The organism is Microbacterium radiodurans (genome assembly GCF_008710705.1).
GTDB classification, from domain to species: Bacteria; Actinomycetota; Actinomycetes; order Actinomycetales; family Microbacteriaceae; genus Microbacterium; species Microbacterium radiodurans.
The window spans coordinates 525940-549137 of the sequence record NZ_VYRZ01000001.1; the positions used below are offsets into that span (position 1 = coordinate 525940).

General features: G+C 71.4%; 20 protein-coding genes. 11 read left to right on the forward strand and 9 right to left on the reverse strand.

Annotation, left to right across the window (positions count from 1 at the left end):
• Positions 1–2 precede the first annotated feature (2 nt).
• Positions 3–179 carry a DUF3073 family protein gene (locus F6B42_RS02565; RefSeq protein WP_150418020.1) on the reverse strand — a complete coding sequence of 59 codons (177 nt, stop codon included), beginning with the start codon at positions 177–179 and terminating at the stop codon, positions 3–5.
• Between the two features lie 149 nt (positions 180–328).
• Here F6B42_RS02565 and F6B42_RS02570 point away from each other — a divergent pair, with 149 nt between their 5' ends.
• Together F6B42_RS02570 and F6B42_RS02575 are read left to right on the forward strand one after the other, a co-directional pair.
• Positions 329–859 (forward strand): universal stress protein, encoded by a 531-nt coding sequence (locus F6B42_RS02570; protein ID WP_150418021.1) that lies wholly within the window; start codon positions 329–331, stop codon positions 857–859.
• A gap of 32 nt (positions 860–891) precedes the next feature.
• Entirely contained in the window at positions 892–1758 is an 867-nt protein-coding gene (locus F6B42_RS02575; protein WP_150418022.1) for a hypothetical protein, read from the forward strand.
• On the opposite strand, the gene F6B42_RS02580 is transcribed toward F6B42_RS02575, so the two are convergent.
• The 3 genes from F6B42_RS02580 to F6B42_RS14780 all read right to left on the reverse strand — a co-directional run bounded on the left by F6B42_RS02580 (position 1747) and on the right by F6B42_RS14780 (position 3575).
• Positions 1747–2358 (reverse strand): PadR family transcriptional regulator, encoded by a 612-nt coding sequence (locus F6B42_RS02580; RefSeq protein ID WP_150418023.1) that lies wholly within the window; start codon positions 2356–2358, stop codon positions 1747–1749. The genes F6B42_RS02575 and F6B42_RS02580 overlap by 12 nt on opposite strands.
• 1 nt (position 2359) lies before the next feature.
• Positions 2360–3250, reverse strand: coding sequence for a DUF4097 family beta strand repeat-containing protein (locus tag F6B42_RS02585; protein WP_150418024.1), 891 nt, complete (start codon positions 3248–3250; stop codon positions 2360–2362).
• A 160-nt stretch (positions 3251–3410) separates the two neighbouring features.
• Positions 3411–3575 (reverse strand): hypothetical protein, encoded by a 165-nt coding sequence (locus F6B42_RS14780; RefSeq protein WP_191089244.1) that lies wholly within the window; start codon positions 3573–3575, stop codon positions 3411–3413.
• A 239-nt stretch (positions 3576–3814) separates the two neighbouring features.
• On the opposite strand from F6B42_RS14780, the gene F6B42_RS02590 reads away from it, so the two are divergent.
• From F6B42_RS02590 to F6B42_RS02620, 7 genes are all read left to right on the forward strand, one after another.
• Entirely contained in the window at positions 3815–4084 is a 270-nt protein-coding gene (locus F6B42_RS02590) for a DUF7218 family protein (protein ID WP_150418025.1), read from the forward strand.
• 1 nt (position 4085) lies between these two features.
• On the forward strand, positions 4086–5048 hold the full coding sequence (locus tag F6B42_RS02595) for a DNA topoisomerase IB (RefSeq protein ID WP_150418026.1): 963 nt from the start codon (positions 4086–4088) through the stop codon (positions 5046–5048).
• Positions 5049–5123: 75 nt separating this feature from the next.
• Entirely contained in the window at positions 5124–5543 is a 420-nt protein-coding gene (locus tag F6B42_RS02600; RefSeq protein WP_223878297.1) for a fluoride efflux transporter FluC, read from the forward strand.
• The gene (locus F6B42_RS02605; RefSeq protein WP_150418027.1) at positions 5540–5917 is read left to right on the forward strand and encodes a fluoride efflux transporter FluC; all 378 of its coding nucleotides are present in this window, start codon (positions 5540–5542) and stop codon (positions 5915–5917) included. The genes F6B42_RS02600 and F6B42_RS02605 overlap by 4 nt, the downstream gene beginning before the upstream one ends.
• Positions 5918–6080: 163 nt before the next feature.
• A complete protein-coding gene (locus F6B42_RS02610; protein ID WP_150418028.1) occupies positions 6081–9242 on the forward strand; it encodes an efflux RND transporter permease subunit in 3162 nt (1053 codons plus the stop codon).
• Between the two features lie 561 nt (positions 9243–9803).
• Positions 9804–12002, forward strand: coding sequence for a DEAD/DEAH box helicase (locus F6B42_RS02615; protein ID WP_150418029.1), 2199 nt, complete (start codon positions 9804–9806; stop codon positions 12000–12002).
• A gap of 183 nt (positions 12003–12185) precedes the next feature.
• Positions 12186–12839, forward strand: coding sequence for a hypothetical protein (locus F6B42_RS02620; protein WP_150418030.1), 654 nt, complete (start codon positions 12186–12188; stop codon positions 12837–12839).
• A gap of 10 nt (positions 12840–12849) precedes the next feature.
• Here the strand turns inward: F6B42_RS02620 and F6B42_RS02625 are convergent, their stop codons facing one another.
• Positions 12850–13917, reverse strand: a complete 1068-nt coding sequence (locus F6B42_RS02625) for an Rv2578c family radical SAM protein (protein WP_150418031.1) — start codon at positions 13915–13917, stop codon at positions 12850–12852.
• 64 nt (positions 13918–13981) lie between these two features.
• Here F6B42_RS02625 and F6B42_RS02630 point away from each other — a divergent pair, with 64 nt between their 5' ends.
• The gene (locus tag F6B42_RS02630; protein WP_223878298.1) at positions 13982–15100 is read left to right on the forward strand and encodes a M15 family metallopeptidase; all 1119 of its coding nucleotides are present in this window, start codon (positions 13982–13984) and stop codon (positions 15098–15100) included.
• A gap of 162 nt (positions 15101–15262) precedes the next feature.
• Here the strand turns inward: F6B42_RS02630 and F6B42_RS02635 are convergent, their stop codons facing one another.
• The 4 genes from F6B42_RS02635 to F6B42_RS02650 form a co-directional block, all read right to left on the reverse strand.
• On the reverse strand, positions 15263–16102 hold the full coding sequence (locus F6B42_RS02635) for a siderophore-interacting protein (protein WP_150418033.1): 840 nt from the start codon (positions 16100–16102) through the stop codon (positions 15263–15265).
• 32 nt (positions 16103–16134) lie between these two features.
• Positions 16135–16977, reverse strand: a complete 843-nt coding sequence (locus F6B42_RS02640) for an energy-coupling factor transporter transmembrane component T (RefSeq protein ID WP_396652438.1) — start codon at positions 16975–16977, stop codon at positions 16135–16137.
• Positions 16974–18764, reverse strand: coding sequence for an ABC transporter ATP-binding protein (locus F6B42_RS02645; protein WP_150418034.1), 1791 nt, complete (start codon positions 18762–18764; stop codon positions 16974–16976). Before F6B42_RS02645 ends, F6B42_RS02640 begins: the two co-directional genes overlap by 4 nt.
• A 90-nt stretch (positions 18765–18854) precedes the next feature.
• Entirely contained in the window at positions 18855–19397 is a 543-nt protein-coding gene (locus tag F6B42_RS02650) for an ECF transporter S component (RefSeq protein ID WP_150418035.1), read from the reverse strand.
• Between the two features lie 181 nt (positions 19398–19578).
• Between F6B42_RS02650 and F6B42_RS02655 the strand changes: the two genes are divergently transcribed.
• The gene (locus F6B42_RS02655; RefSeq protein ID WP_150418036.1) at positions 19579–23190 is read left to right on the forward strand and encodes a S8 family serine peptidase; all 3612 of its coding nucleotides are present in this window, start codon (positions 19579–19581) and stop codon (positions 23188–23190) included.
• The last annotated feature ends 8 nt before the right edge of the window (positions 23191–23198 follow it).

Below are 23198 nucleotides of genomic sequence, written 5' to 3' on the forward strand. Positions count from 1 at the left end.
CGTCAGGCCTTCTCGTCCTCGTACTCGTCCGAGTACTGGTCAGCCCACTTGTCGACGTACTGTTCGTCGTCCTGGTGGCCCAGCTCCTTCTCGAGCGAGGAGAAGTTGACATTGTAGGTGTCGTACTTCAGCTCACGCGCGATCTTGGTGTGCTTAGCCTTCTGACGGCCACGCCCCATGCGAGACCCCCTCATTTCTGAGTCACGGGCAGTGCGGCTACGCCCGGAGCATTTCACGATCCGGCGCAACGCCGGCAAAGAGTAGCATTCAGAATAACACGGTGGCCACGGGCGCTCGCTGTCCTCGTCGCCGAGACGGGGGGAACGCCATGACCGAGCACCGGATCCACGACGACGAAGCGCGGCTGCCACGGACGCCGGTGATCGTCGGGGTGATACCCGGCCAGTACACCCGGGTCACGACGGAGGCCGCGCGCTACGCGAAGCTGCACGGCGTCGGACTCATCGTGGCTCACGTCGACGTCACCCGATTCGTCACCTACGAAGACCCCGACGGCTACGTCCACACCGCGCCGATCGACCTCGGCGCCGTCTCCAGCGCAGCGCAGCTCGAGCAGATCCGGGATGCCACGGCCGCCGCGCTGACAGGATCCGGGGTCGAGTGGGTCGTCCACCAGCTCGTCGGCGATCCGGCCCTCGCGATCAAGCACCTCGCCGACCGTCTCGACGCGCGGCTCCTGGTCGTCGGCACCCGTCGGCGCCGATTCGGCGAGTCGATCCGCGAGTTCCTCACCGGGTCGGTCGCCGCTCGACTCGCCCACCGGCAGAAGCGACCGATCCTGGTCGTGCCGCTCGGCGAGTCGGCGTCCGACGACGAAGAGCTCTGGACCGAGGCCTGACGTCGCCGCGATCGACCCGCGAGAATATCGAGGTGGCACTCACGCAGACCCTCGCCTCCATCGAGTTCGAGGTGTTCACCAGGTTCGGGCACCGCGAGATCGCCGACGAGCTGTGGCGCCGAGGTCTCGAGGTCGACCGGGATGCCTCCCGCGAGGCCCGGCGCCGGGTGCGAGCCCGGTTCGGCGAACGGTCTGAGTACGGCGGCCGCATCCTCCCCCTTCTGGGCGTCGCCACGATCATCGGGATGAGCGGGGCGATCGTGGGCGCCATCGCTCCGACGCACCGCAATACGCGTTACTCGCCGCTCGCGACGTACGCGGACGCGATCCTCCTCGTCTCCGTGGTCGGTCTCGTGCTCGTCTATGCGGTCGCCGTCGTCATGGCAGGATCGCGGCCGGTGTCGGCCGGCGTGCTGGGCTTCGCCACGCGCATCCTCCTGCCGTGGGTTCCCGCTGTGGCGGCGGCGGGCTTCGCAGCGGACCGCGCCGCGGCGCCGTGGCCGTTCGTCTTCGCCGCGACGGGAGCGGGCGTCGCCGCGCTGATGACCGGATGGTTCTGGATCGTCCGACGGTGCCGCCCCGTCGACGCGGGCACGATCGACGCGGCGCCCGCGTCGGCGATCGAGGAGCAGCTGCCGCTGCTGCGGGACGCTCAGGAGCAACTGCGGATCGACGTCGCCGAACGGCTGCGACAAGTCGGGGCTGACGAGGCGCAGCTCGTCGAGTGGCGGACGGGCGTCGCGGGCGAGCAGGGACTCGAGGATTCGGCCGCGGCGCCTGCGGGCGATGCGATGATCCGCGAACAGACGGAGCGATGGCTTCAACGCGACCACCGGTTCCGTTCCCCGGCGAGGGGAGCGGAACCGGTGGGTGAGGCGGGTGACGGGTCAGCCGCGTAGCGCGCGCTGGACCTCCGATCTCGCCGCGTCGAGGGCGGCGACGAGATCGTCGACGACGGACTCCTCGAGCGAGCCGCCGCGGGCGACGTGCGTGCGGAGGTCCGCACGCAGGTCCGAGCGGAAGCCGTCGACGGCCGCGTCGGCCCGCTGCACCTGAGCCCGGGACGATGCTCGTGGGCTCTCGGGCTCGGGTGGGCGCGTCGAAGCGGAGCGACCGGCGTCATCACGCGCCGCCGCGAGGTCCGCCTGCAGGCTCTTCATCGCCGCGCGGACGCTTCCACGCACCTCGTCGGCGATCAGTCGCACGGTGTCGGCGAGACCGGCCTGGATGCCGTCGAGGTCGCCGCGCCTCGCCTCGAGATGCTCGCGACCGGCATCCGTGATCTCGTAGACGGTCTTCCGGCCGTCGACGGTCTTGGTGACCAGGCCGTCCTCCTCGAGCTTCGCGAGGCGCGGATAGATCGTGCCGGCGCTGGGGGAGTAGGTGCCGCCGGTCCGGTCGGTCAGCGCCTGCATGAGGTCGTAGCCGTGACGAGGCGACTCGTCGAGCAGGGCGAGCAGATACAGGCGCAGATCGCCGTGGGAGAAGACGGGGGGCATGTCAGTACTCCTCGGGAGTCGGCTGCGAGGGCTCGGACGGGATGCCGGCGGCATCCGGAGCGCCGTCGAGCGGCGCGGTCGGTCGGCGCAGAACCGTGAGGTCGCCCGAGACCGAGTTCGCCCGGAGGTCGACGAACGAGCCGCTGAGCTCGCCGGTCGAACCGGCGAAGCTCGTCGTGGGGCCCGCGCCCTGGCCCGAGCGCACGACGCCGTCGATGAGTACCCGGCCGCTGACGCTGCGCACCTGGTAGTTGGCGGCGACGTCCTCGTCGAGTCGGACGGTCGCGTCGCCGCCGACGGTGTGCAGCGAGATCGACTGCACCGGCCCGGTGGAATCGACGAGCATCGCACCCGACACCGTGTCGATGGACGCCTTGCGCAGAGCTCCCGCGGCCGTGACGTCACCCGAGACCGAGTTGGCGCTGAGCGCGCCCTCGAGCCCACGGATCTGAACGTCGCCCGAGACGGCGTTCGCGCTGACGTCGCCCGTGATGCCGTCGACGATCACGTCGCCCGAGACGGTGTTGACGCGGGCGTCGGCGGCGAGCCCGGTGATCAGCGCGCTCGCGCTGACGACGCCCAGGTTCAGTTCGGTGCCGCGGGGGACGGCGACGCTGATCTCCGCTTTCGGTCCGACCGATCCGAAATTGCGGAAGACCTGCAGGAAGTTGTCCCAGCGCAGCTGGGGGTGGTCGATCTCGACGATGTCGCCGGTCGCCTCGATGCGCAGGTCCTTGCCGGTGACGGCGTGCACTTCGATGCGGATGCCGGGCTCGTCCGACGCGACGATGTCGATCTGGCCGCCGACGAGTCCGACTTTGAGCTTGCGGACGTCGTCGACGTCGATGACGCGGGTCTCGCCGGGGTGGACGATCCACTTCTGCAGAGTCATGGTGCTCCTTCGATTCAGCGACCGAGGCGGCCGTGTCGTTCGCGATATATCGCGTTCTACAGACGATAACACGATATATCGCGTCTGTCAGCCCCGTCCCACCGAAAACGCCGGACGCCCCCACCACAGGGCGGGGGCGTCCGGCGTGCGGTGCGCGTCGTCAGGCGCGCTTGTTACCGCTGATCAGTCGGAAGAGGAACGCGATGAGCGCGATCACACCCACGATCAGGGCGACCCAGAGCAGCCAGTTGAGGGCGCTGCTGAGTCCGCCGACGATCGCGAGCACGATCGCGACAACGATGATGATGATCAGGAAGATGTTCATGGGGGCTCCTTGTCTGTCTCCCAAAAGTCCGTCCCGGAGGACGAGCACGCCGGTGAGCGCTGATTGAACGTTAGAGATCCCCGAACATGCGTCGCGAGGTCTTGACGCCGAATCCGGCACGGTGGTAGCCGCGCGCCCGTGCGATATCGGGCTGTCACGGTGCGTCCGGCGTGTCAAGGACGTGCACGCCCGCGTCGAGCGCTCGTACGGTTCGACCAGGACTGGGAAGGGAGCGAGTCATGCCCCAGGGACGAGGATCGAACAGCCTCAAGGACCCCGAACTGTACGAAGAGCTCCGCGACGACGGCGCCTCGAAGGAGAAGGCCGCACGCATCTCGAATGCCGCCGCCCGTGACGGGCGGAAGGCGGTCGGACATCGCGGCGGCACCTCCGGCGACTACGAGGACTGGACGGTCGCCGATCTGAAGAAGCGCGCGAAGGAGCTCGGGATCTCGGGCTACTCGGGCAAGAAGAAGGCGCAGATCATCTCGATGCTGCGCGACCACTGACGTGCCGCGGCTCATTCGGGTTCGCCCCGACGAGGATGCCGGCATCCGCCGCGTCCGCGCGGGCAAGAACTTCCGCTACGTCGGCGCCGACGGCTCGACGGTCGGTCGCCGCGACCTGGCCCGCATCCGCGCCATGGTCATCCCGCCGGCGTGGAAGGATGTCTGGATCAGCGCCGAAGCCCAGGGGCACATCCAGGTCGTCGGCACCGACGATGCGGGGCGACGCCAGTACATGTACCACCCCGACTGGACCGCGCGCCGCGATAAGGGCAAGTACGCCCGCGCGCTCGAGCTCGCCGATGCTCTGCCGCGAGCGCGCTCGCGCGCGACCGCGGGGCTGCGCCGATCCGAGCTCGACCGGGAGCGGGTCCTCGCGACCGCGTTCCGCATGCTCGACCGGTCGGCGCTGCGCATCGGCTCGCAGCGCTACCTGCTCCAGCACGGCAGCCGCGGGCTGACCACGCTCCGGCGCCGCGATGCGACGGTCGCCGACGCGATCGTGAACCTCGCGTTCTCGGGCAAGAGCGGGCAGAAGCAGGCGCTGCAGATCGACGACCCCGATCTCGCGGCCGCCATCCTCCTTCTCATCGAGGGACGGCCGGCGTCGCCCCTGCTCGCCTGGCAGCGCGAGCGCCGACGCGTGCCGCTCACCCCGAACGACGTCAACGCCTACGTACGGGCGCTGACGGGAGGCCCGTTCACGGCGAAGGACTTCCGGACCCTCCGTGGAACGGTGATCGCTGCCGACGCCCTCGCGCGCATCGGCATCGCCGAGACCGCCCGCGCCATCCAGAAGGCCGAGGTCGAGGCTGTGCGCACAGCGGCGACCGCCCTCGGCAACACCCCGTCGGTCGCGCGCAGTTCGTACATCGACCCGCGCGTCTTCCAGCGCTACCGGTCGGGAATGCTCCTCGACACGGGAGTCTCTCCCGAGAAGGCGATCCGCGCCCTCGTGCTCGGCTGATCCGGTGGGTTCGCCCCGCCACGGGCGCCGGTGTGGCGGCAAGCGATCGGCGGCGCGCGACGCTACGGTGACGACGTGGCGCAGCCGGTGCGGATCTCACCCTTCACGCTGCTGGTCGTGATGATCGGCGGCGCGATCGGGGTCTCGGCGCGGGCCGCGCTCACCGTGCCGATCACCGGCTGGACCCATCCTCTCGTCGTCCCGGCGGTCACGCTCGGGTGCAACGTCGTGGGCTCCTTCCTCCTCGGCGTCGTCGCCGGCCGCCTGGGCGACGCCGCTCCACGCCGGCGCGCATTCCTCGGCACCGGCGTGCTCGGCGGGTTCACGACCTACAGCGCATTCGCGGTGCAGTCGATCCAGGTCGCGACGGCGGCGCCGGTCGTCGGGCTCGCTCTCGTCGCGCTCTCTCTGGCGGGCGGGGTGGTCGCAGCGGCGCTCGGCCTCGTCATCGGCGGTCGGGCACGTCCGCACACCGCCGACGGAGCCGCGTCGTGAACGGCGGGATGCTGGTCGCGCTCATCGTCGCCGGCGGCCTCGGAGCCGGCGTCCGCTACGTCGTCGACGCGCTGGTGACCCGCGGTCGGCAGGGCGCGTTCCCCATCGGCATCCTCGTGGTCAACGTGACCGGGTCGACGCTGCTCGGCCTCGTCACCGGTCTCGGCGCCCTCGTCGGGCCGGACTGGCTCGCAGTGGTCGGGGTCGGACTGCTCGGCGGATACACCACGTTCAGCACCGTCTCGCTCGACACCGTCGAACTCGCACGTCGCGGACGGCGGGACTGGGCCGTCGTCAACCTCGCGGGCACTTTCGCCGCTTCGGTCGTCGGCGCCGCCATCGGTCTCGTGATCGGCGGCATCCTGCCCCGTTGACCGCGGCGCCGGATCTCGCCGGGCCTCACGGTCGCCGCGCGGAGTGCGCGTGGGATACTTGCCTCGATACATCCGTGTATCGACCGGGTGATCCACCGCCCGGACTCACCGTCCCCGCCCGCACCGCAGACCGCGTCACCACCCCGACGCTCCGAGGGATCCCGTGTCGAAACTCGCCGTCCTGAGCCTCAAGAACCGTGCGCTCATCGCGCTCATCACGATCGTCGCCGCGGTCTTCGGCGGTCTCGCCCTGACCAGCCTCAAGCAGGAGCTCATCCCCTCGATCGAGTTCCCGCAGCTGTCGGTCGTCACGACCTACCCGGGCGCGTCGCCCGAGGTCGTCAACACCGACGTCTCGACGCCGATCGAGACGGCGATCCAGGGAGTGCCGGGACTCGAGAGCACGACCGCGACGAGCTCGACGAACGCGTCGATCATCCAGGCGTCGTTCACCTACGGCACCGATCTCGCGACGGCCGAGCAGAAGATCCTGCAGGCGATCAACCGCATCGAGAGCCAGCTGCCCGACGGGATCACCCCGAACGTGCTGAGCTTCTCCATCGACGACTTCCCCGTCATCCAGCTCGCGGTGACCGGCTTCGACGACGAGGAGTCGGTGCAGGCGCGGCTCGAGCAGACCGTCATCCCCGACCTCGAGGACGTCGACGGGGTCAACTCCGCGCAGGTCGTCGGCGGGCGCACCGAGCGCATCACCATCACCCCCGACCAGACGGCGCTCGCCGAGGCGGGCTTCACGCAGCAGGCGATCCGCGATGCGCTCGAGCAGAACGGCGTGCTCTTCCCGGGCGGTCAGATCGTCGAGGGCGACCAATCCCTCACCGTGCAGACCGGCGCGAAGGTCGCCTCGATCGACGAGCTCTCGGCGCTGCCGCTCGTCCCCTCGGACGCTGCGCAGCTGGCAGCCGGCACCACCACCATCGCGGATGTCGCCACGGTCGCCCAGGAGCCGTCGCCGATCACGTCGATCTCCCGGGTCGACGGCGAGCCGGCGCTCACCATCGCCGTCAACAAGCTCCCCGCCGCCAACACCGTCGACGTCTCGCGCGGCGTGCTGGCCGCGCTTCCGGCGCTCGAGGACGACCTCGGCGGCGAGGCCGCGTTCACCGTCGTGTTCGATCAGGCGCCCTTCATCGAGGAATCGATCGCCGCACTCGCCCAGGAGGGCCTGCTCGGCCTCGTCTTCGCCGTGCTCGTGATCCTCGTGTTCCTGCTCTCGGTGCGTTCGACGATCGTCACGGCGATCTCGATCCCGACGAGCGTGCTCATCACCTTCGTGGGCATCCAGGCGTTCGGGTACTCGCTCAACATCCTGACCCTCGGCGCGCTCACCATCGCGATCGGCCGCGTCGTCGACGACTCCATCGTCGTCATCGAGAACATCAAACGGCACTACGTCGACGGCGCCGACAAGCTCGCCGCGATCACGCTCGGCGTGCGCGAGGTCGCCGCGGCGATCACCGCCTCGACCATCACCACGGTCGCGGTGTTCCTGCCGATCGCGTTCGTCGGCGACCTCACCGGTGAGCTGTTCCGCCCGTTCGCGCTCACGGTCGCCATCGCGATGTCGGCCTCGCTGTTCGTGTCGCTCACGATCGTCCCGGTGCTCGCCTTCTGGTTCCTCCGTCCGGGAAAGCCGGTGACGGACGCCGCCGGCAACCGCATCGACCCGGAGCACCCCGACGCGCCGCCCTCCCGCCTGCAGAAGGCGTATCTGCCGGTGCTGCGCTGGACGCTCCGGCATTCCGCCGTCACCCTCGTCGTCGCGGGGCTCGTGCTGCTGGGCACCGGGTTCACGGTGCCGCTCATGAAGACGAACTTCCTGGGCGACTCGGGGCAGAACACGTTCACGATGACCCAGACGCTCGGCCCCGCGGCTTCCCTCGACGCCGAGGATGCCGCGGCCCGGCGCGTCGAGGAGGCGATCACCGGCATCGAGGGCATCGACGCCGTGCAGGTCTCCATCGGCTCGTCGGGCTCGCAGCTGCGCGACGCCTTCGCCGGTGGCGGCGGCGGGATCACGTACTCGATCACCACCGACAGCTCGGCCGACCAGCTCGAGATGCGCGACCGCGTGCAGCGGGCCGTCGCGGATCTCGACGACGTCGGCGAGATCCAGATCGCGGCCAGCGGCGGCGGGTTCGGCTCGAGCGACATCGAGATCGAGGTCACGGCGCCCGATCAGGGCGACCTGCAGCAGGCGACCGACGCGGTCATCGCGTCGCTCGACGGCGCCGACGGCATCAGCCAGGTGGCGTCCAACCTGTCGGCGTCGCTGCCGTACATCGCCGTGACCGTGGATCGGGAGGCCGCGGCATCCCTCGGTCTGTCGGAGGTCGCCGTCGGCGGCATCGTCTCGAGCACGATGCAGCCCCAGTCGATCGGCACGGTCGAGATCGACGACACCTCGGTCACCGTCTACCTCGCCGCGGCGCAGGCGCCCGCATCGATCGACGAGCTGCGCCAGCTGACGATCCCGACGGCGACCGGGCCGATCCCGCTGCAGGATCTCGCCTCGGTCGAGGAGAGTCAGGGCCCGACCTCGGTGACGACGCAGCGGGGTCAGCGCACCGCGACGGTCACCGTGACGCCCTCGGGTGACGACCTGACGACGGCCTCCGCGACCGTGCGGACGGCGCTCGACACCGTCGATCTGCCGCAGGGAGCCGACGCCGAGATCGGCGGTGTGCTCACGCAGCAGCAGGACGCGTTCGGCCAGCTGGGCCTGGCCGCGCTCGCAGCCATCCTCATCGTCTACATCGTCATGGTCGCGACGTTCAAGTCGCTGCGCCAGCCGCTGCTGCTGCTCATCTCGGTGCCGTTCGCGGCGACCGGTGCGATCCTGCTGCAGATCGCCACCGGCATCCCGCTCGGCGTCGCATCGCTCATCGGCGTGCTGATGCTCATCGGCATCGTGGTCACGAACGCGATCGTGCTCATCGACCTCGTCAACCAGTACCGCGAGAAGGGGCTCACGGCCCACGACGCCACGATCGCGGGCGGGTCGCGGCGCCTGCGGCCGATCCTGATGACCGCGCTCGCGACGATCTTCGCGCTGACGCCGATGGCGCTCGGCATCACGGGGCACGGCGGGTTCATCTCGCAGCCGCTCGCGATCGTCGTGATCGGCGGGCTCATCTCGTCGACCGTGCTGACGCTGCTGGTGCTGCCGACCCTCTACAACCTCGTCGAGGGCGCGCGCGAGCGCCGTGCGCAGCGGCGCGCCGGTGGAGCGCACGCCGACGGCGAGGACGAGGATCCGGAGCGCCACCCCCGCCGCGCGCTGCGCCACGCCGACGACCACTGACCGGTGCCCGGCCCGCGCGGCCCGGCCCGCTGCGGGGCCGGGTTCCCTGCGGGGTCGGGTTGGCTGCGGGGTCGGGTTGCCTGCGGGGTCGGGTTGCCTGCGGGGCCGGGATGCAAGGGATCGCACGCGACACCCCGGGGTCGGGGGCCGCGTGCCGGCGCGGCGGGCACATTTCCTTGCATCCGGGCTCATGTCCGGGCTCGGGGCGGGCTGCGGGGTCGGGTTGCCTGCGGGGCCGGGATGCAAGGGATCGCACGCGACACCCCGGGGTCGGGGGCCGCGTGCCGGCGCGGCGGGCAGGATCCCTTGCATCGCGGCGCGCGCCGCAGCGAACGAGGTGTCGGCGGACACGTCCGATTCCCAGGGGGATGCCGTATCGTTGGCGGGTCGGCTCGGGACAGCGCGTGATCGCGACAGGTTTTGTGAGTCCCTGGGGCCGATGGTGAGCGCCGATCGGCGCGCATGACCATCATGTGAATGGCCCCCGGCCGACGGATGTCCGGGTTTGCCCGCGTGCGCGCGGGCGCTGTTCTCGTGCAGAGAACCCAGAAGGACACACCCATGCCCAAGAACAAGAAGCCGGCCGGCGGCCGCGCCCAGAACTTCGAGCCCCGCTACGGCAAGAAGACCTCGTATCAGGATGCGAAGCGCCGCCCCGGCCAGTCCTCGGCGGGCACGCCCGGCAGCAAGAGCCCCGGTCACCGCGGGTACCGCCCGGAGGCCGAGGAGGCCCCGCGCAAGAACCGCTGGAACGCGCAGGAGCGCGCCGGGCGCGACGAGGCCCGTGGCATCCGTTCGCAGGCCCGCGACGATCGCGCGCCGCGCGGCGGCCGCGATGGCCGTGACGACCGCGCGCCGCGCGAGCAGCGCGGCTACGGAAACGACCGTCGCTCGGATGCCGGCGGCCGCCGCCCCTACGAGGGCCAGCCGCGCGACGACCGCCGCACCTTCGGCGACGCACGTCCCTCGTACCGCGACGATCGTCCGCGTCGAGACGATCGTCCGGCGCGCTCGTTCGATGACCGTCCGCGTCGTGAGTTCTCGGACCGCCCGAACCGAGACGACCGTCCGCGTCGCGACTTCTCCGACCGTCCGAACCGGGATGACCGTCCGCGTCGGGACGATCGTCCGGCGCGTTCGTTCGATGACCGTCCGCGTCGGGACTTCTCGGACCGTCCGAACCGAGACGACCGTCCGCGTCGGGACTTCTCCGACCGTCCGAATCGCGATGATCGTCCGCGTCGTGATGACCGTCCGGCGCGTTCGTTCGATGACCGTCCTCGTCGCGACTTCTCCGACCGTCCGAACCGCGATGACCGTCCGCGTCGGGATTTCTCGGACCGTCCGAACCGCGATGATCGTCCGCGTCGTGATGACCGTCCGGCGCGTTCGTTCGATGACCGTCCGCGTCGTGATTTCTCGGACCGTCCGAACCGCGATGACCGGCCCCGCCGCACCGACGGCCCGAGCCGCTCGAACTGGGCTGCGGAGACGGGCGCGAAGGCGCACCAGGATCACGTCGACACCGTGCACGAGCGGCTCCAGGCCGAGGCGGTGGATGCAGCATCCGTCGCCCAGTCGTCCTTCTCCGATCTCGGACTCGGCGACAACATCGTCCGCCAGCTCGACGCGCTCGGCGCGGCATCCCCGTTCCCGATCCAGGCGGCCACGATCCCGCCGATCCTCGAAGGCAAGGATGTTCTCGCGCGCGGCCGCACCGGTTCGGGCAAGACCATCGCGTTCGGCGCACCGCTCGTCGAGTCGATCCTGCGCAGCCAGGCCGGCAAGCGCCGCGAGTTCGGCCGGTCGCCGAAGGCGCTGATCCTCGCTCCGACGCGCGAGCTCGCCCTGCAGATCGACCGCACCGTTCAGCCCATCGCTCGCAGCGTCGGCCTCTTCACGACGCAGATCTACGGCGGTGTGCCGCAGGCCCGCCAGGTCGGTGCGCTGAAGAAGGGCGTCGACATCATCATCGGCACCCCCGGTCGCATCGAGGACCTGCAGAACCAGGGCAAGCTCGACCTGTCGGAGGTGCAGATCGTCGTCCTCGACGAGGCCGACCACATGAGCGAGTTGGGCTTCCTCGAGCCGATGCAGCGCATCCTGCGCCTCGTCCAGGACGGCGCCCAGAAGCTGCTCTTCTCGGCCACGCTCGACCGCGAGGTCGCCGCGCTCGTCGACGAGTTCCTCGTCGAGCCCGCGGTCTACGAGGTCGCCGGTGAGAGCCAGGACACCTCGACCATCGACCATCGCGTGCTCGTGCTCGACCACCGAGACAAGGCCGAGATCCTGAACTCGCTCGTCGATCGTGACGGCAAGACGCTCGTCTTCTCGCGGACGCGCGCCTACGCGGAGATGCTCGCCGAGCAGTTCGAGGACGTGGGGATCCCGGCTGTCGCCCTCCACGGCGACTTGAACCAGGGCAAGCGCACGCGCAACCTGCAGCGCCTGACCGACGGCAAGGTTCGGGTGCTCGTCGCGACCGATGTGGCAGCGCGCGGCATCCACGTCGACGACATCGACCTGGTCGTGCAGGCGGACGCGCCCGACGAGTACAAGACGTACCTGCACCGCTCCGGCCGCACCGGACGGGCCGGGCGTACGGGAACCGTCGTGACGCTCATCACCCGTCAGCGCCGCCGCCGCATGACCGAGATGCTCGAGCGCGCCGAGATCGAGGCGCCGTTCGACGACGTCCGTCCCGGCGACGACCTGCTCGAGGAGGTCTCGGGCCGCCAGGCGTCGAACGTCGACGCCTGACCCCGCCCGGGCCGACCCGCCAGCCGGCCCGATCGCCAGCCGGCCCGCGAGTCGAAGGATCGATTCGCGGGCCTGTGCGTGTGCGGGCGCGGGCGCACGTGCGTGCGCGCGCACGCGATAGTGGGGCGAGAGCGAGAGGGCTACGGGGTTGGCGCGTGGACGGGATGCCGGTGAGATCAGGGCATGCGACGACAGGCCACGCTCCGATCGTCCGTGATCGCCGCCGCGGGGATGCTCGTTCTCGCGGGATGCGCACCGCCGGCGGCGGAGGCCCCGGCGGCATCCGGATCCTCGACCGCGATCGCACCGGCACCGGACGCGACACCTGATGTGACGACGCCGTCGAGCACCCCCACGTCGGCTTCGAACGGCATCGCGACCGGCTTCGCGGTCCCGGCGTGCGAGCAGCAGGTCGACGAGGCGGCGGTCCAGTCCGCCTTCGGTTCCGACGTCTCGTTCATCGCCGACGTCACCGAGACCTGGGAGCCGGTGGGTCCGGCGGCGCAGGAGGCACTGGCCGGTGCGACCGCGGCCGTCGCGTGTCTCTGGGGCGTGCCGAACTCGGGCCGGGGCGTGTCGATCGCGGTCGCCGACCTCGGAGATCCCGCAGCGGACCTGATCGCCGCACTTCGCGACTCCGACGCCTACGTCGAGTCGGATGCCGAGGGCGCGCTGCTCTTCGCGGCGGACGCCATCGAGACCGGAGACGTGACGTCCTCTGTCGCGTACGTCTTCGACGGCGTCGCGTGGGTCAGCGTGAGCGGCGGCGAACTCGCCGATGCCACGTCCGCGCGCGAGGTCGCGCTGGCGGTGCACGCGGCCCTGCGCGCCGGATGACGCCCGCGCGTCAGAACAGGGTCGGTGCCTCGGCGCGGGCTGCGGCGGCGCGACCCCGCGCGGTGGTCACCACGGGCCCCGGGCGGAAGCGCCGCGTGGTGGGCTGCGCCTCCTCCTCCTCGAGTCCGCCGCGCATCCGATGCCGTGCGAGCAGCGGGCGGACCCGCTCGGCCAGCATCCGGCGGTACCCCTGCGGCGTCTGCACCGCGGCCCCCGGGTAGAGACCGCGGTACGCCGGCACCAGATCCGGACGCTCGCGCGCGAGCCACTGCTGGAACCACGGCTTCACGCCGGGGCGCAGGTGCATCGCGCCGTACACGACACGGGCCGCTCCGGCATCCGCGATGTCGCTCAGGGCGGCGTCGAGCACCTCCACCGAATCGGTCAGATGCGGCACGATCGGCATGAGGAACACCGTCACCCGGAAGCCCGCGGCGTTGGCCGCGCGGACCGTCTCGAGCCGCGCCGCGAACGTCGGCGCGCCCGGCTCGAGCAGGTGACGCAGCGGCTCGTCGAGGACGGCGATCGACATGGCGATGTCGACGGGCACGGATGCCGCGGCATCCGTCAGCAGCGGAAGGTCGCGACGCAGCAGCGTGCCCTTGGTGAGGATCGAGAACGGCGTGCCGCTGTCGACGAGCGCCGAGATGATGCCTGGCATGAGCCGGTAGCGCCCCTCGGCCCGCTGGTACGGGTCGGTGTTCGTGCCGAGCGCCACCTGCTCGCGGGCCCAGCTCGGCTTCGCGAGCTCCCGCCGCAGCACATCGGCGACATTGAGCTTGACGACGATCTGCGAGTCGAAGTCGGCTCCGGCGTCGAGGTCGAGGTACTCGTGCGTGCCGCGGGCGAAGCAGTAGACGCATGCGTGGGTGCAGCCCCGGTAAGGGTTGACGGTCCAGTCGAACGGCATCGCCGAGGGGCCGGGCACACGGTTGAGGACCGAGCGCGACATGACCTCGTGGAAGGTGATCCCCGCGAACTCCGGAGTCGTCACCGAGCGCACGAGACCGTTCAGGTGCTCCATCCCGGGCAGGGCGGTGTCGTCCGCCACGCCCAGCTGCTGCCCTTGCCACCTCATGCGTACATTCGAACATCGCTTCGACGAGCTGTCAACCTCGGCGGGCGCGGGGCACAATGGACGGGTGGCGGACCCGACCGATCCCGAGTCGCGTCGCGCGCGCCGACAGCGCGAAGCGGCGACGCGTCCGCTGCCGACCCGTCGCGAGGCGCGGGCCGCCGCCACGCGCGGCCAGCGCCGGCATCCTCCCGCCGTCTACCTGCGTCGGCGCATCGTGGCCGGCGCGATCGCCCTGGCGCTCGTCGGCAGCGCGGTCGGGGGCATCGCCGCCGGCGTCTCGGCTCTGCTGGGCACGTCGACGGTCGACACGGATGCCGCCGCGCTCGTCGACCTGCCCGCCGGAGTCAGCGCCTCGCTCGCCACCGTCCTCCCCGCTCCGGCGCAGACGGGTACGGCGGCGGCTCCCGACGCGGCCCCCGACGCCGCCGACACCGCTCCGGAGGGTGATGCGAGCGTCGCGGCGGCGTGCAACGATCCCGCCGTGCAGCAGGCCCTGGACGAGGGTCGCGACGGCGATGTCATCGCCGCGTTCGGCGGGGGCGAGGGGTTCCGCGCCGCGGTCGCGAACGGGGAGGCGCCGTGCATCGACCTGCACCAGGCCCGCCACGTCTGGGTCGTCGTGAACAAGCTGAACGCCCTCGATCCGATCGACTACTGGCCCGAGCCGCAGGCGCGTGCCGAGGGCGTGCAGCGTACGAGCGGCGGTCACATGCGCTCCGACGTCGCGGGTGCCGTCGTCGAGCTGGCCCGCGCAGCGGAGGACGAAGGGGCCGGCGCGATCGGGGTGAACAGCGGCTTCCGGTCCTTCGATCTCCAGACCTCGACCTACCGCGGCTACGTCGGACAGCTCGGCCAGGAGGGAGCCGACCTCACGAGCGCCCGCCCGGGCTACAGCGAGCATCAGACCGGTCTCGCGGTCGACGTCGTCGCCTGCGCGGACGGATGCGGCACGATCGAGCGTTTCGGCGGAACGGCGCAGTCCGAGTGGGTCGCCGCCAACGCGTGGCGGTTCGGCTTCATCGTCCGCTACGGCGACGGCGACACCCCGACGACGGGGTACGAGTACGAGCCGTGGCATCTGCGCTACGTCGGTGTCGACCTCGCGCGCGCCTACTCGGACGGCGGATACCGCACCCTCGAAGACTTCTTCGGGCTGCCCGCCGCGCCCGATTACGCCGACTGATCCAACCGGCCGTCCGTCGACTCGCCACGTTCTGCGGATGCGGGCGCTGCGGCATCCGCTATTTCTGGCGAGTCGACCGATGCGGGTCAGCCGGCGCGGCGGCGGGCGAGGCTGGCGACGCACAGGGCGAGACGCGCGCGACCCCCGACCGCGGCGAGCGGCTCACCCCGATGCCCGTTCGCTCGCGCCGATCCGCCAGTAGCCGACGAAGCTGACGCTGTCCTTCGACACCCCGCGCTCGTTCACGAGCAGCCGGCGCCCCGCCGCCACGAGCGACTGCTCGCCGACGATGAAGGCGTGCAGCGGTGCCGGCGGCAGGTCGGCGGCGGCGAGTGCGCCGAGGGCGGACGACCCCGGCTTCGCCCCGTGCCCGCGGACGAGCCAGCGGACCTCCACGCCCGTCGGCGCATCGAACGGGAGGACGTCGTCGGCGGTCGGCGCCTCGATCAGCGCCAGCCCGGATGCCGTCGCCGGCAGCGCGGAGCAGATGGATGCGACGGCGGGTGCCCCGGTCTCGTCGGCCACGAGGACGACGCGGTCGACCCCGCGGTCGGGATTGAACCGCAGCCCCTCGTCGATGATCACGACGCTCTCGCCGGCGTGCGCCTGCTCTGCCCAGCGCGACGCCGGACCCGCGGTCGGACCGGACCCGTGGAGGACGAAGTCGACGTCGATCTCGGGCCCGCCGGACGGGCCGGTCGCGCGATAGGCGCGCACCGAGTAGTTACGCATCACGGGGCGTTCCCCTTCGGGGATGCGCAGGTACTTGAGGTACCCGAACAGCGTGTTCGCCTTCGCGGGAACGCGGTCGAGACCAGCATCCCCGCCGACGGGCAGGAAGATGCGGAACCACTGGTCGTAGCCGAGGGGGACGAAGCCGCCGACATCGCCGCCGCCGAGTGTGACGCGCATCCAGTGCGGCGCGATGCGCTCGGCTCGGACGACCCTCAGGTGCAGCAGCCCGGCGGACGCTGGTTCGACGAGGCCGGCGGTTCGGGCCATGCGGGTGTCCTTTCGTGGAAGTTCGAGCGACGTCAGGGAGCCCAGGGGACGAGCGCGACGAGCACGACACCCGACACGAGCCAGAAGACGGCGACGAAGACGACGTCGCGGCGCCGGAACGGCACGGAGTGACGCTCGGTGCGGTCGCGGTGGGCCCCGAACGCGCGGGAGTCCATCGCCAGGGCGACGCGTTCGGCGTGCCGGATCGCACCGGCGAGGAGCGGCACGACGTAACCGCTCCACCGGGCGACGGCGGCGAACGGTCCTCGGCCGCCGTGCGCTCCGCGGACGCGGTGGGCCTGCCGGATGAGGTCGAGCTCGTACGCGAAGCGCGGGACGAACCGGAACGCCGCGAGTGCCGTGTAGCCGACGCGATAGGGCACGCGCAGCTGCTGCACCGTCGCACGGACGAGGTCCGGGCCGGTGGTCGTGAGGCCCGCGATGAAGGCGAGCGCCGCGATGGCCCCGAGCCGGAGGCCCGTCGCGAGTCCCACCTCGAGTGCGCCCGCATGCAGTGTCCAGGCCCCGAGGGACACGACCGCGCGCGTGTCCGACACGCGCGCGGCATCGACCCACAGCGACATGCCGAGCGAGAGCAGCGCGATGCCGATCGGCAGGGCGATCAGCAGCAGCGCGGCCGAGCGTGCGGTCCACCGCGCGCCGACGAGCAGCACGGCGTAGGCGATCCCGAGGAAGACGAGCGGCGTCGTCAAGTCTCGGGCGAAGACGAGCGCGAGCATCGCGGGAACCGGGGCGGCGAGCTTGGCGAGCGGATTCAGCCGGTACAGCGCCCGCCGCGACGGGACGGCGGGAGCGCACGGGTCGATACCCGTCGCGGCCGTCCCGCTCGTCGCGCTCATCGGAGGGGCGCTCATGCGCGCGCCCGCGGCAGGTCGTCGAGGCGGACGAGGTCCGACAGCTCGGGCGCGGCATCGAGGCCCTGCAGCGCCCGCCGGAGGGGTGGCATCCGCAGCGACGCCGAGCGCAGCAGGGCGTCGTCGCCGAGCACCTCCGCCACCGGGGCGTCGGCGAGGATGCGGCCGGCGCCCACCACGACGGCCCGGTCGGCGTGCTCGCTGACGAGCTGCATGTCGTGCGTGACGACGAGGACGGTCGTGCCGGCCGCGTTGACCTCGTGGAGGAGGCCCAGGAGTTCGTCGGCGCGGGCTCGATCCTGCCCGAACGTCGGCTCGTCCAGGGCGAGGACGGGGGCGCCGGCGATGAGCGCGGTTCCCACCGAGAGCCGCCGTTTCTGGCCGCCGGAGAGGAGGAACGGATGCCGGTCGGCGTGACGCTCGAGACCGAAGCGCGCCAGCATCCGTCCGACTCGATCGCGCACCTCGTCGTCGCCCAGCCCCTGACGGCGGAGGCTGTGCGCGAGCTCGTCGTGGACGGTGTGAGCCACGAACTGGTGCTCGGGGTTCTGGAAGACGAACCCGATCCGGCGGGCGAGCGCACGCGCGTCGGTACAGGTCGGATCGACGCCGTCGACGACGATGCGACCGCGCGGTGCGCGCACGACGCCCGCGATCGCCTGGATGAGACTCGTCTTGCCGGCGCCGTTGGCGCCCACGATCGCGACGAACTCGCCGCGGCGCACCTCGAGGTCCACGCCGTGCAGCACCTCGGTGCGGCCCCGCCGCAGCGTGAGCCCGCGCACGGACACCGCGGCATCCGACACCGCGGCCTCGGCGCCGCGCTCGCCGCGCTCGCCGCGCGCGATCCTCGGAGAATCGCGCCGATCTCGGACGATGGCGGCCGAATCGTCCGAGACCGGCGCGACCTTCCGGGCTTCGTGAGCGGATGCCGCGGCCTCGAGGCCCGCGCGGAGCTCCTCGGGCGTGAGGGGCAGTGGATCGAGTGTCCAGCCGGCGTCGCGGAGTCGGAGGGCCGCGAGCGTCGCGACCGGCAGCCAGACGCCGAGCGCAAGGAGTTCGGCGCCGCGGGCGCGGAGGACCTCGTCGACGGTGCCGTCTGCGACCGTCCGCCCCTCGTGGTCGAGCGCGACGACCCGATCGGTGAAGGCGATGGCGGCGTCGAGGTTGTGCTCGACGAGCAGGATGGCGCGGTCGCCGGCGGCGGAGATCTCCGCGAGTGCGGCGTAGACCTCCTCGATGCCCGCCGGGTCGAGGTTCGCCGTCGGTTCGTCCAGGACGATGAGCGGTGAGTCCATCGCGAGCGCGCAGGCGATCGCGAGGCGCTGCCGGCCGCCTCCCGAGAGCCGGTCGGGGTTGTCGTGTCGACGATCCCAGAGGCCCATGCGGCGAAGGGCCCGCTCCGCTCGGGCGAGCACCTCGTCGACGGGCATGCGGAGATTCTCGGGACCGAAGGCCACCTCATCGAGCAGCGACCCGGTCACCAGCTGCGCGTCGGGATCCTGGAAGACCATGCCGACGCGCGTGCTCAGCTGCGGGATGGGGGTGGTCGCGGCATCCATCCCCGAGACCCGCACCGCACCCTCGACGACGGCGGGGATCGACTGCGGGATCAGGCCGTTCGCGGTCAGAGCGATCGTCGACTTGCCCGACCCGCTGGGCCCGAGAAGCAGCACGACCTCGCCCGGCGCGACGTCGAAGGTCGCCCCGCGGGTGGCTGCGGCATCCGAGCCCTCGTACGTCACCGCGAGGTCGCTCACGGCGAGCAGCGGCGCGGGGGAGGTCACGGGCGTCCTCGGATCAGCGAGTCGGGTCGGGTCGGGTCGGGTCAGGTCGGGTTTAGCTTAGCCGACCCTAACTTCCGCCGCGGGGCGGAGTCAGCGCCGGGCGACGCCGGCGCGACGGAGGCCGGCCCCGACGCCGAGTCCGATCGCGGTCCACACGACCGGGCCGAGCACGGCGAGCGTCAGGTAGACGATCTGCGCCCACAGCGCGAGGGCCCCGAGATCGGCGATGAAGAACACCGCCAGAGCCACGACGAGTCCGATCACCACGGCGGAGACGAAGAACCGCCACGGCGCCCACGACCTGTACCGCACGAGGGCGGCGACCCCCTCCTGCAGAGCTCCGAACAGCAGCGCCGTTCCGAGGAAACGGAAGGTGTACGGGGGAGCGACGGCCGCCGAGGCGAGCGCGGCGATCAGGTGCGAGACGAGCGCGACCCAGGGCAGGCGCAGCACCTCCTGCGCGACGATGCCGGGCAGCACGTGCACGCCGAGGACGAAGCCGTAGAGGATCGGCGCCGCCGCGATCACCGGAGCGGCGAGCCACCCCTCGATTCCGCCGAGAAGGCCCGTGGCGACCCCGATGGCGGCGCACACGAGCAGAACGCGCGTGGAGAGACGGGATGCCGGGGCCACCCTCTCAGCGTAGCCGCGCGGCACCGCGTCCCGTTCCGGGTGTCGTCGGCCTCGGCGCAGACGAGCCCGACCTGACAGGAACCCCAGGGTTCCTTGAGCGCAGCCTGTGAGCTAGGTTCGACTTCACCGCGCGCCGACGACGCCGCGCGGATCGCTCATCCATCCCCCCACTGGAGCGCACATGGTTCGCACCACCCTGCGGACAGTCGCGGCCGTATCCCTGGCCGCACTGTTCACGAGCACCGCCGCAACGGCATCCTTCGCTGCAACGGGAGAGGGGGTGAACATTCCGGCTCCGGTCACCGGAGAAGACGGGCGCTACATCGTCCTCCTCGAGGAGGCGCCCGTCGCGACCTACGAGGGCGGCGAGTCCGGTCTCGCGCCGACCAAGCCCGACGAGGGCGATCGCCTCGACGCGCAGTCACGCGCGGCGACGGATTACTCCGACTTCCTCGAGCAGCGCCAGGAGGCCGTGGCCGACGAGGTCGGCGTCACGCCCGACACGACCTACAGCACGACCCTGAACGGCTTCGCCGCCGACCTCACCGCCGATCAGGCGGGCAAGCTCGCGGCGACGAAGGGCGTCCTCGGGGTCTTCCCCGATGAGATCCGCCACGTCGACGCCGTTCCGTCGACGGAGTTCCTCGGGCTCGAGGGCGCCGGCGGCGTCTGGGAGAAGGTCGGCGGTATCGACGCCGCGGGCGAGGGCGTCGTGGTCGGTGTCGTCGACACCGGCATCGCGCCCGAGAACCCGGCGTTCGCGGGCGACGCGCTCGGCACGTCGGCCGGGAACGCCCCGTACATCGACGGCGGCGACGTCGTCTACACGAAGGCGGACGGCGGCGAGTTCCGCAGCGCCATCGTCGACCAGGATGCCGGAACCAAGGACGCCTGGGACGCTTCGCTGCTGAACACCAAGCTCATCGGCGCCCACTACTTCGGCGAGGGTGCGGCGGCGAACGGGTTCTCGTTCGACGCCGACTACCTCTCGCCCCGCGACGGCGACGGGCACGGCTCGCACACCGCCAGCACCGCCGCCGGCAACGACGGCGTCGAGGCGACGGTCGAGGGAATCGACTTCGGTGCGATCTCGGGTGTGGCCCCGGCCGCGAAGGTCGCCTCGTACAAGGCGTGCTTCGTCGGACCCGACCCGCTCGTCACGACCGATGACATCTGCGCGCTGAGCGACCTGCTCGGCGCGATCGACCAGGCCGTCGCCGACGGCGTCGACGTCATCAACTACTCGATCGGCGGCGGCTCGGCCACGACCGTGCTCGCCCCGGAGGACATCTCGTTCTTCAACGCGGCAGCGGCCGGGGTCTTCGTCGCCACGAGCGCCGGCAACTCCGGTCCCGACCCGGTCACGGCCGACCACGCATCGCCGTGGTACGCGACCGTCGCGGCATCCACCGTCCCGACGTGGGAAGGCACCGTTCGTCTGGGTGAGGAGGGCGACACCGCCGCGGCGCAGTTCGCGGGCGCGTCGGTCTCGGTCGGCTTCGGCAGCACGATCTCGGGTCCGTCGGTCTTCGCCGGCGACGCCGGCCTGGCCGGTGCCGAGACGCCGAACCTCTGCCTGCTCGGATCGCTCGACCCCGCGGCGGTGACCGGCAAGATCGTCGTCTGCGACCGCGGATCGAACGCCCGCGTCGAGAAGTCGCAGGCGGTCGAGGAGGCCGGCGGTATCGGCATGATCCTGACGAACGTCACGCCCGCCTCGCTCGACAACGACTTCCACGTCGTCCCGACGGTGCACATCGCCGACACGGCCCGCGCCGCGGTGCTCTCGTACGTGCAGGGCGGCACCGACCGTGTCGTCACGCTGATCGGCGAGAACATCACGGGCATCGAGACGCCCGTGCCCCAGGTCGCCGGCTTCTCGAGCCGCGGGCCGATGCTCGCGGACGGCAGCGACGTCATCAAGCCCGACATCACCGCTCCGGGCGTCGCGATCCTCGCGGCCACCCAGAACGGAGTCGACGAGGACCCGACCTTCGGCATCCTCTCCGGCACGTCGATGTCGTCGCCGCACGTCGCCGGCCTCGCCGCTCTGTATCTCGGCGAGCGTCCGAACGCGACCCCGGCCGAGGTCAAGTCGGCGATGATGACCACCGCCTACGACACCGTGGACGCCGCGGGCGACGCCGTCACCGACCCGTTCACGCAGGGTGCCGGTCACGCCGACCCGACGAAGTACTTCGAGCCGGGTCTGCTGTACCTGAACGGTCCCGCCGACTGGGCCGCGTACCTGCAGGGGCTCGGGCTGCGCGACTTCCAGGTCGACCCGATCGATCCGAGCGACCTGAACCTGCCGTCCATCGGCATCGGCGCTCTCGGGGCGCCGCAGACGGTGAAGCGCACGATCACGGCGACGGAGGCGGGCACCTTCGCGGCGCAGGCCTCGGTTCCCGGCGTGGACGTCTCGGTCTCGCCGTCGTCGGTGACGCTCGCCGCCGGCGAGTCGGCCGACGTCGAGGTGACGTTCTCGCGTACCGACGCGCCGCTCGGCGAGTGGGCCACGGGGTCCCTGACCTGGACGGGCGGAGCGAACGACGTGCGCTCGCCGATCGCGGTCTTCCCGGTTCCCGTGGACGCACCCGCTCAGGTGACCGGCACCGGCACGAGCGGGAGCGTCGACGTGACCGTCGCGCCGTCGCTCACCGGTGAGCTGGCTCTCGGGTTGTCGGGTCTCGTGCCGCAGGAGCTGCTCGTGAACCCGGACTTCCCACCGGTTCCCGGTCACTCCGGTGACCAGGACTCGTTCTACGACGAGGGTGACGCCGGCTTCAACGCGTACGAGATCGTCGACGTCCCGGAGGGCACCGAGTACGTCCGGTTCGCCGTCGAGACGGAGCAGACGGAGACGACCGACCTCGACATGACCGTGTACCGCGTGGTCGGCCCGGACGACCTCCGGTACTACGAGCAGTGGTCGTCGGCGACGGCGTCGGCGAACGAGTCCGTCTCGCTCACGACGCCGACGGCGGGAACGTACCTGGTCATGGTGAACCGGTACTCGTACAGCGCGCCGTTCACCTACGACCTCACCTCGGCCGTGGTGGCCCCGGGCGTCAGCGGCGGAGACTTCACCGCGACCCCGAACCCGCTGCCGACGGTGCAGGGCGAGGACGCCACGTACACCCTCTCGTGGTCGGGTCTCGAGCCCGAGCGCACCTACCTGGGCGTCGTCCGCTACGGCGATTCATCGATCCGCACGATCGTCGAAGTGGAATCGGGTGCCGCCGCTCCGGTCGCCGTGGTGGCCCCCGAGGTCACCGGCAAGGCGAAGGTCGGCAGCACGCTGAAGGCCACGGCGGGCGAGTGGGATCCCGCCGAGGTGACGGTCGCGTACCAGTGGCTGCGCGCGGGCGAGCCGATCGAGGGCGCGACGTCGGCCTTGTACCGGGTGACCCGTGCCGACGTCGGCACGGCCCTGTCGGTGCGCGTCACCGCGACGGCCGAGGGCAACCCGACGGCGGGTACGTCGGTCTCGAACGAGGTGTTCGTGAAGTACAACTCCTCGACGACCGCGTCGGTGAACCGCTACGTCGGGACGTCGTCGCAGTCGTACGCCGTCACGGTGCGGGTCACTCCTACCGGTGGCGAGCCCGCGACCGGTGCGGTCGAGGTCTGGGTGAACGGTTCGACGTACGCCGGTGAGCTCGTCGACGGTGTCGCCCGGATCGAGCTGCCGAGGCAGTCGCGAGGCATCAAGATCGTGCTCGCGACCTACCCGGGCAGCGAGACGGTCGAGGGCTCGGTGGGCCTCAGCGGATTCCTCGTGCTGTGGTGATGACCGGC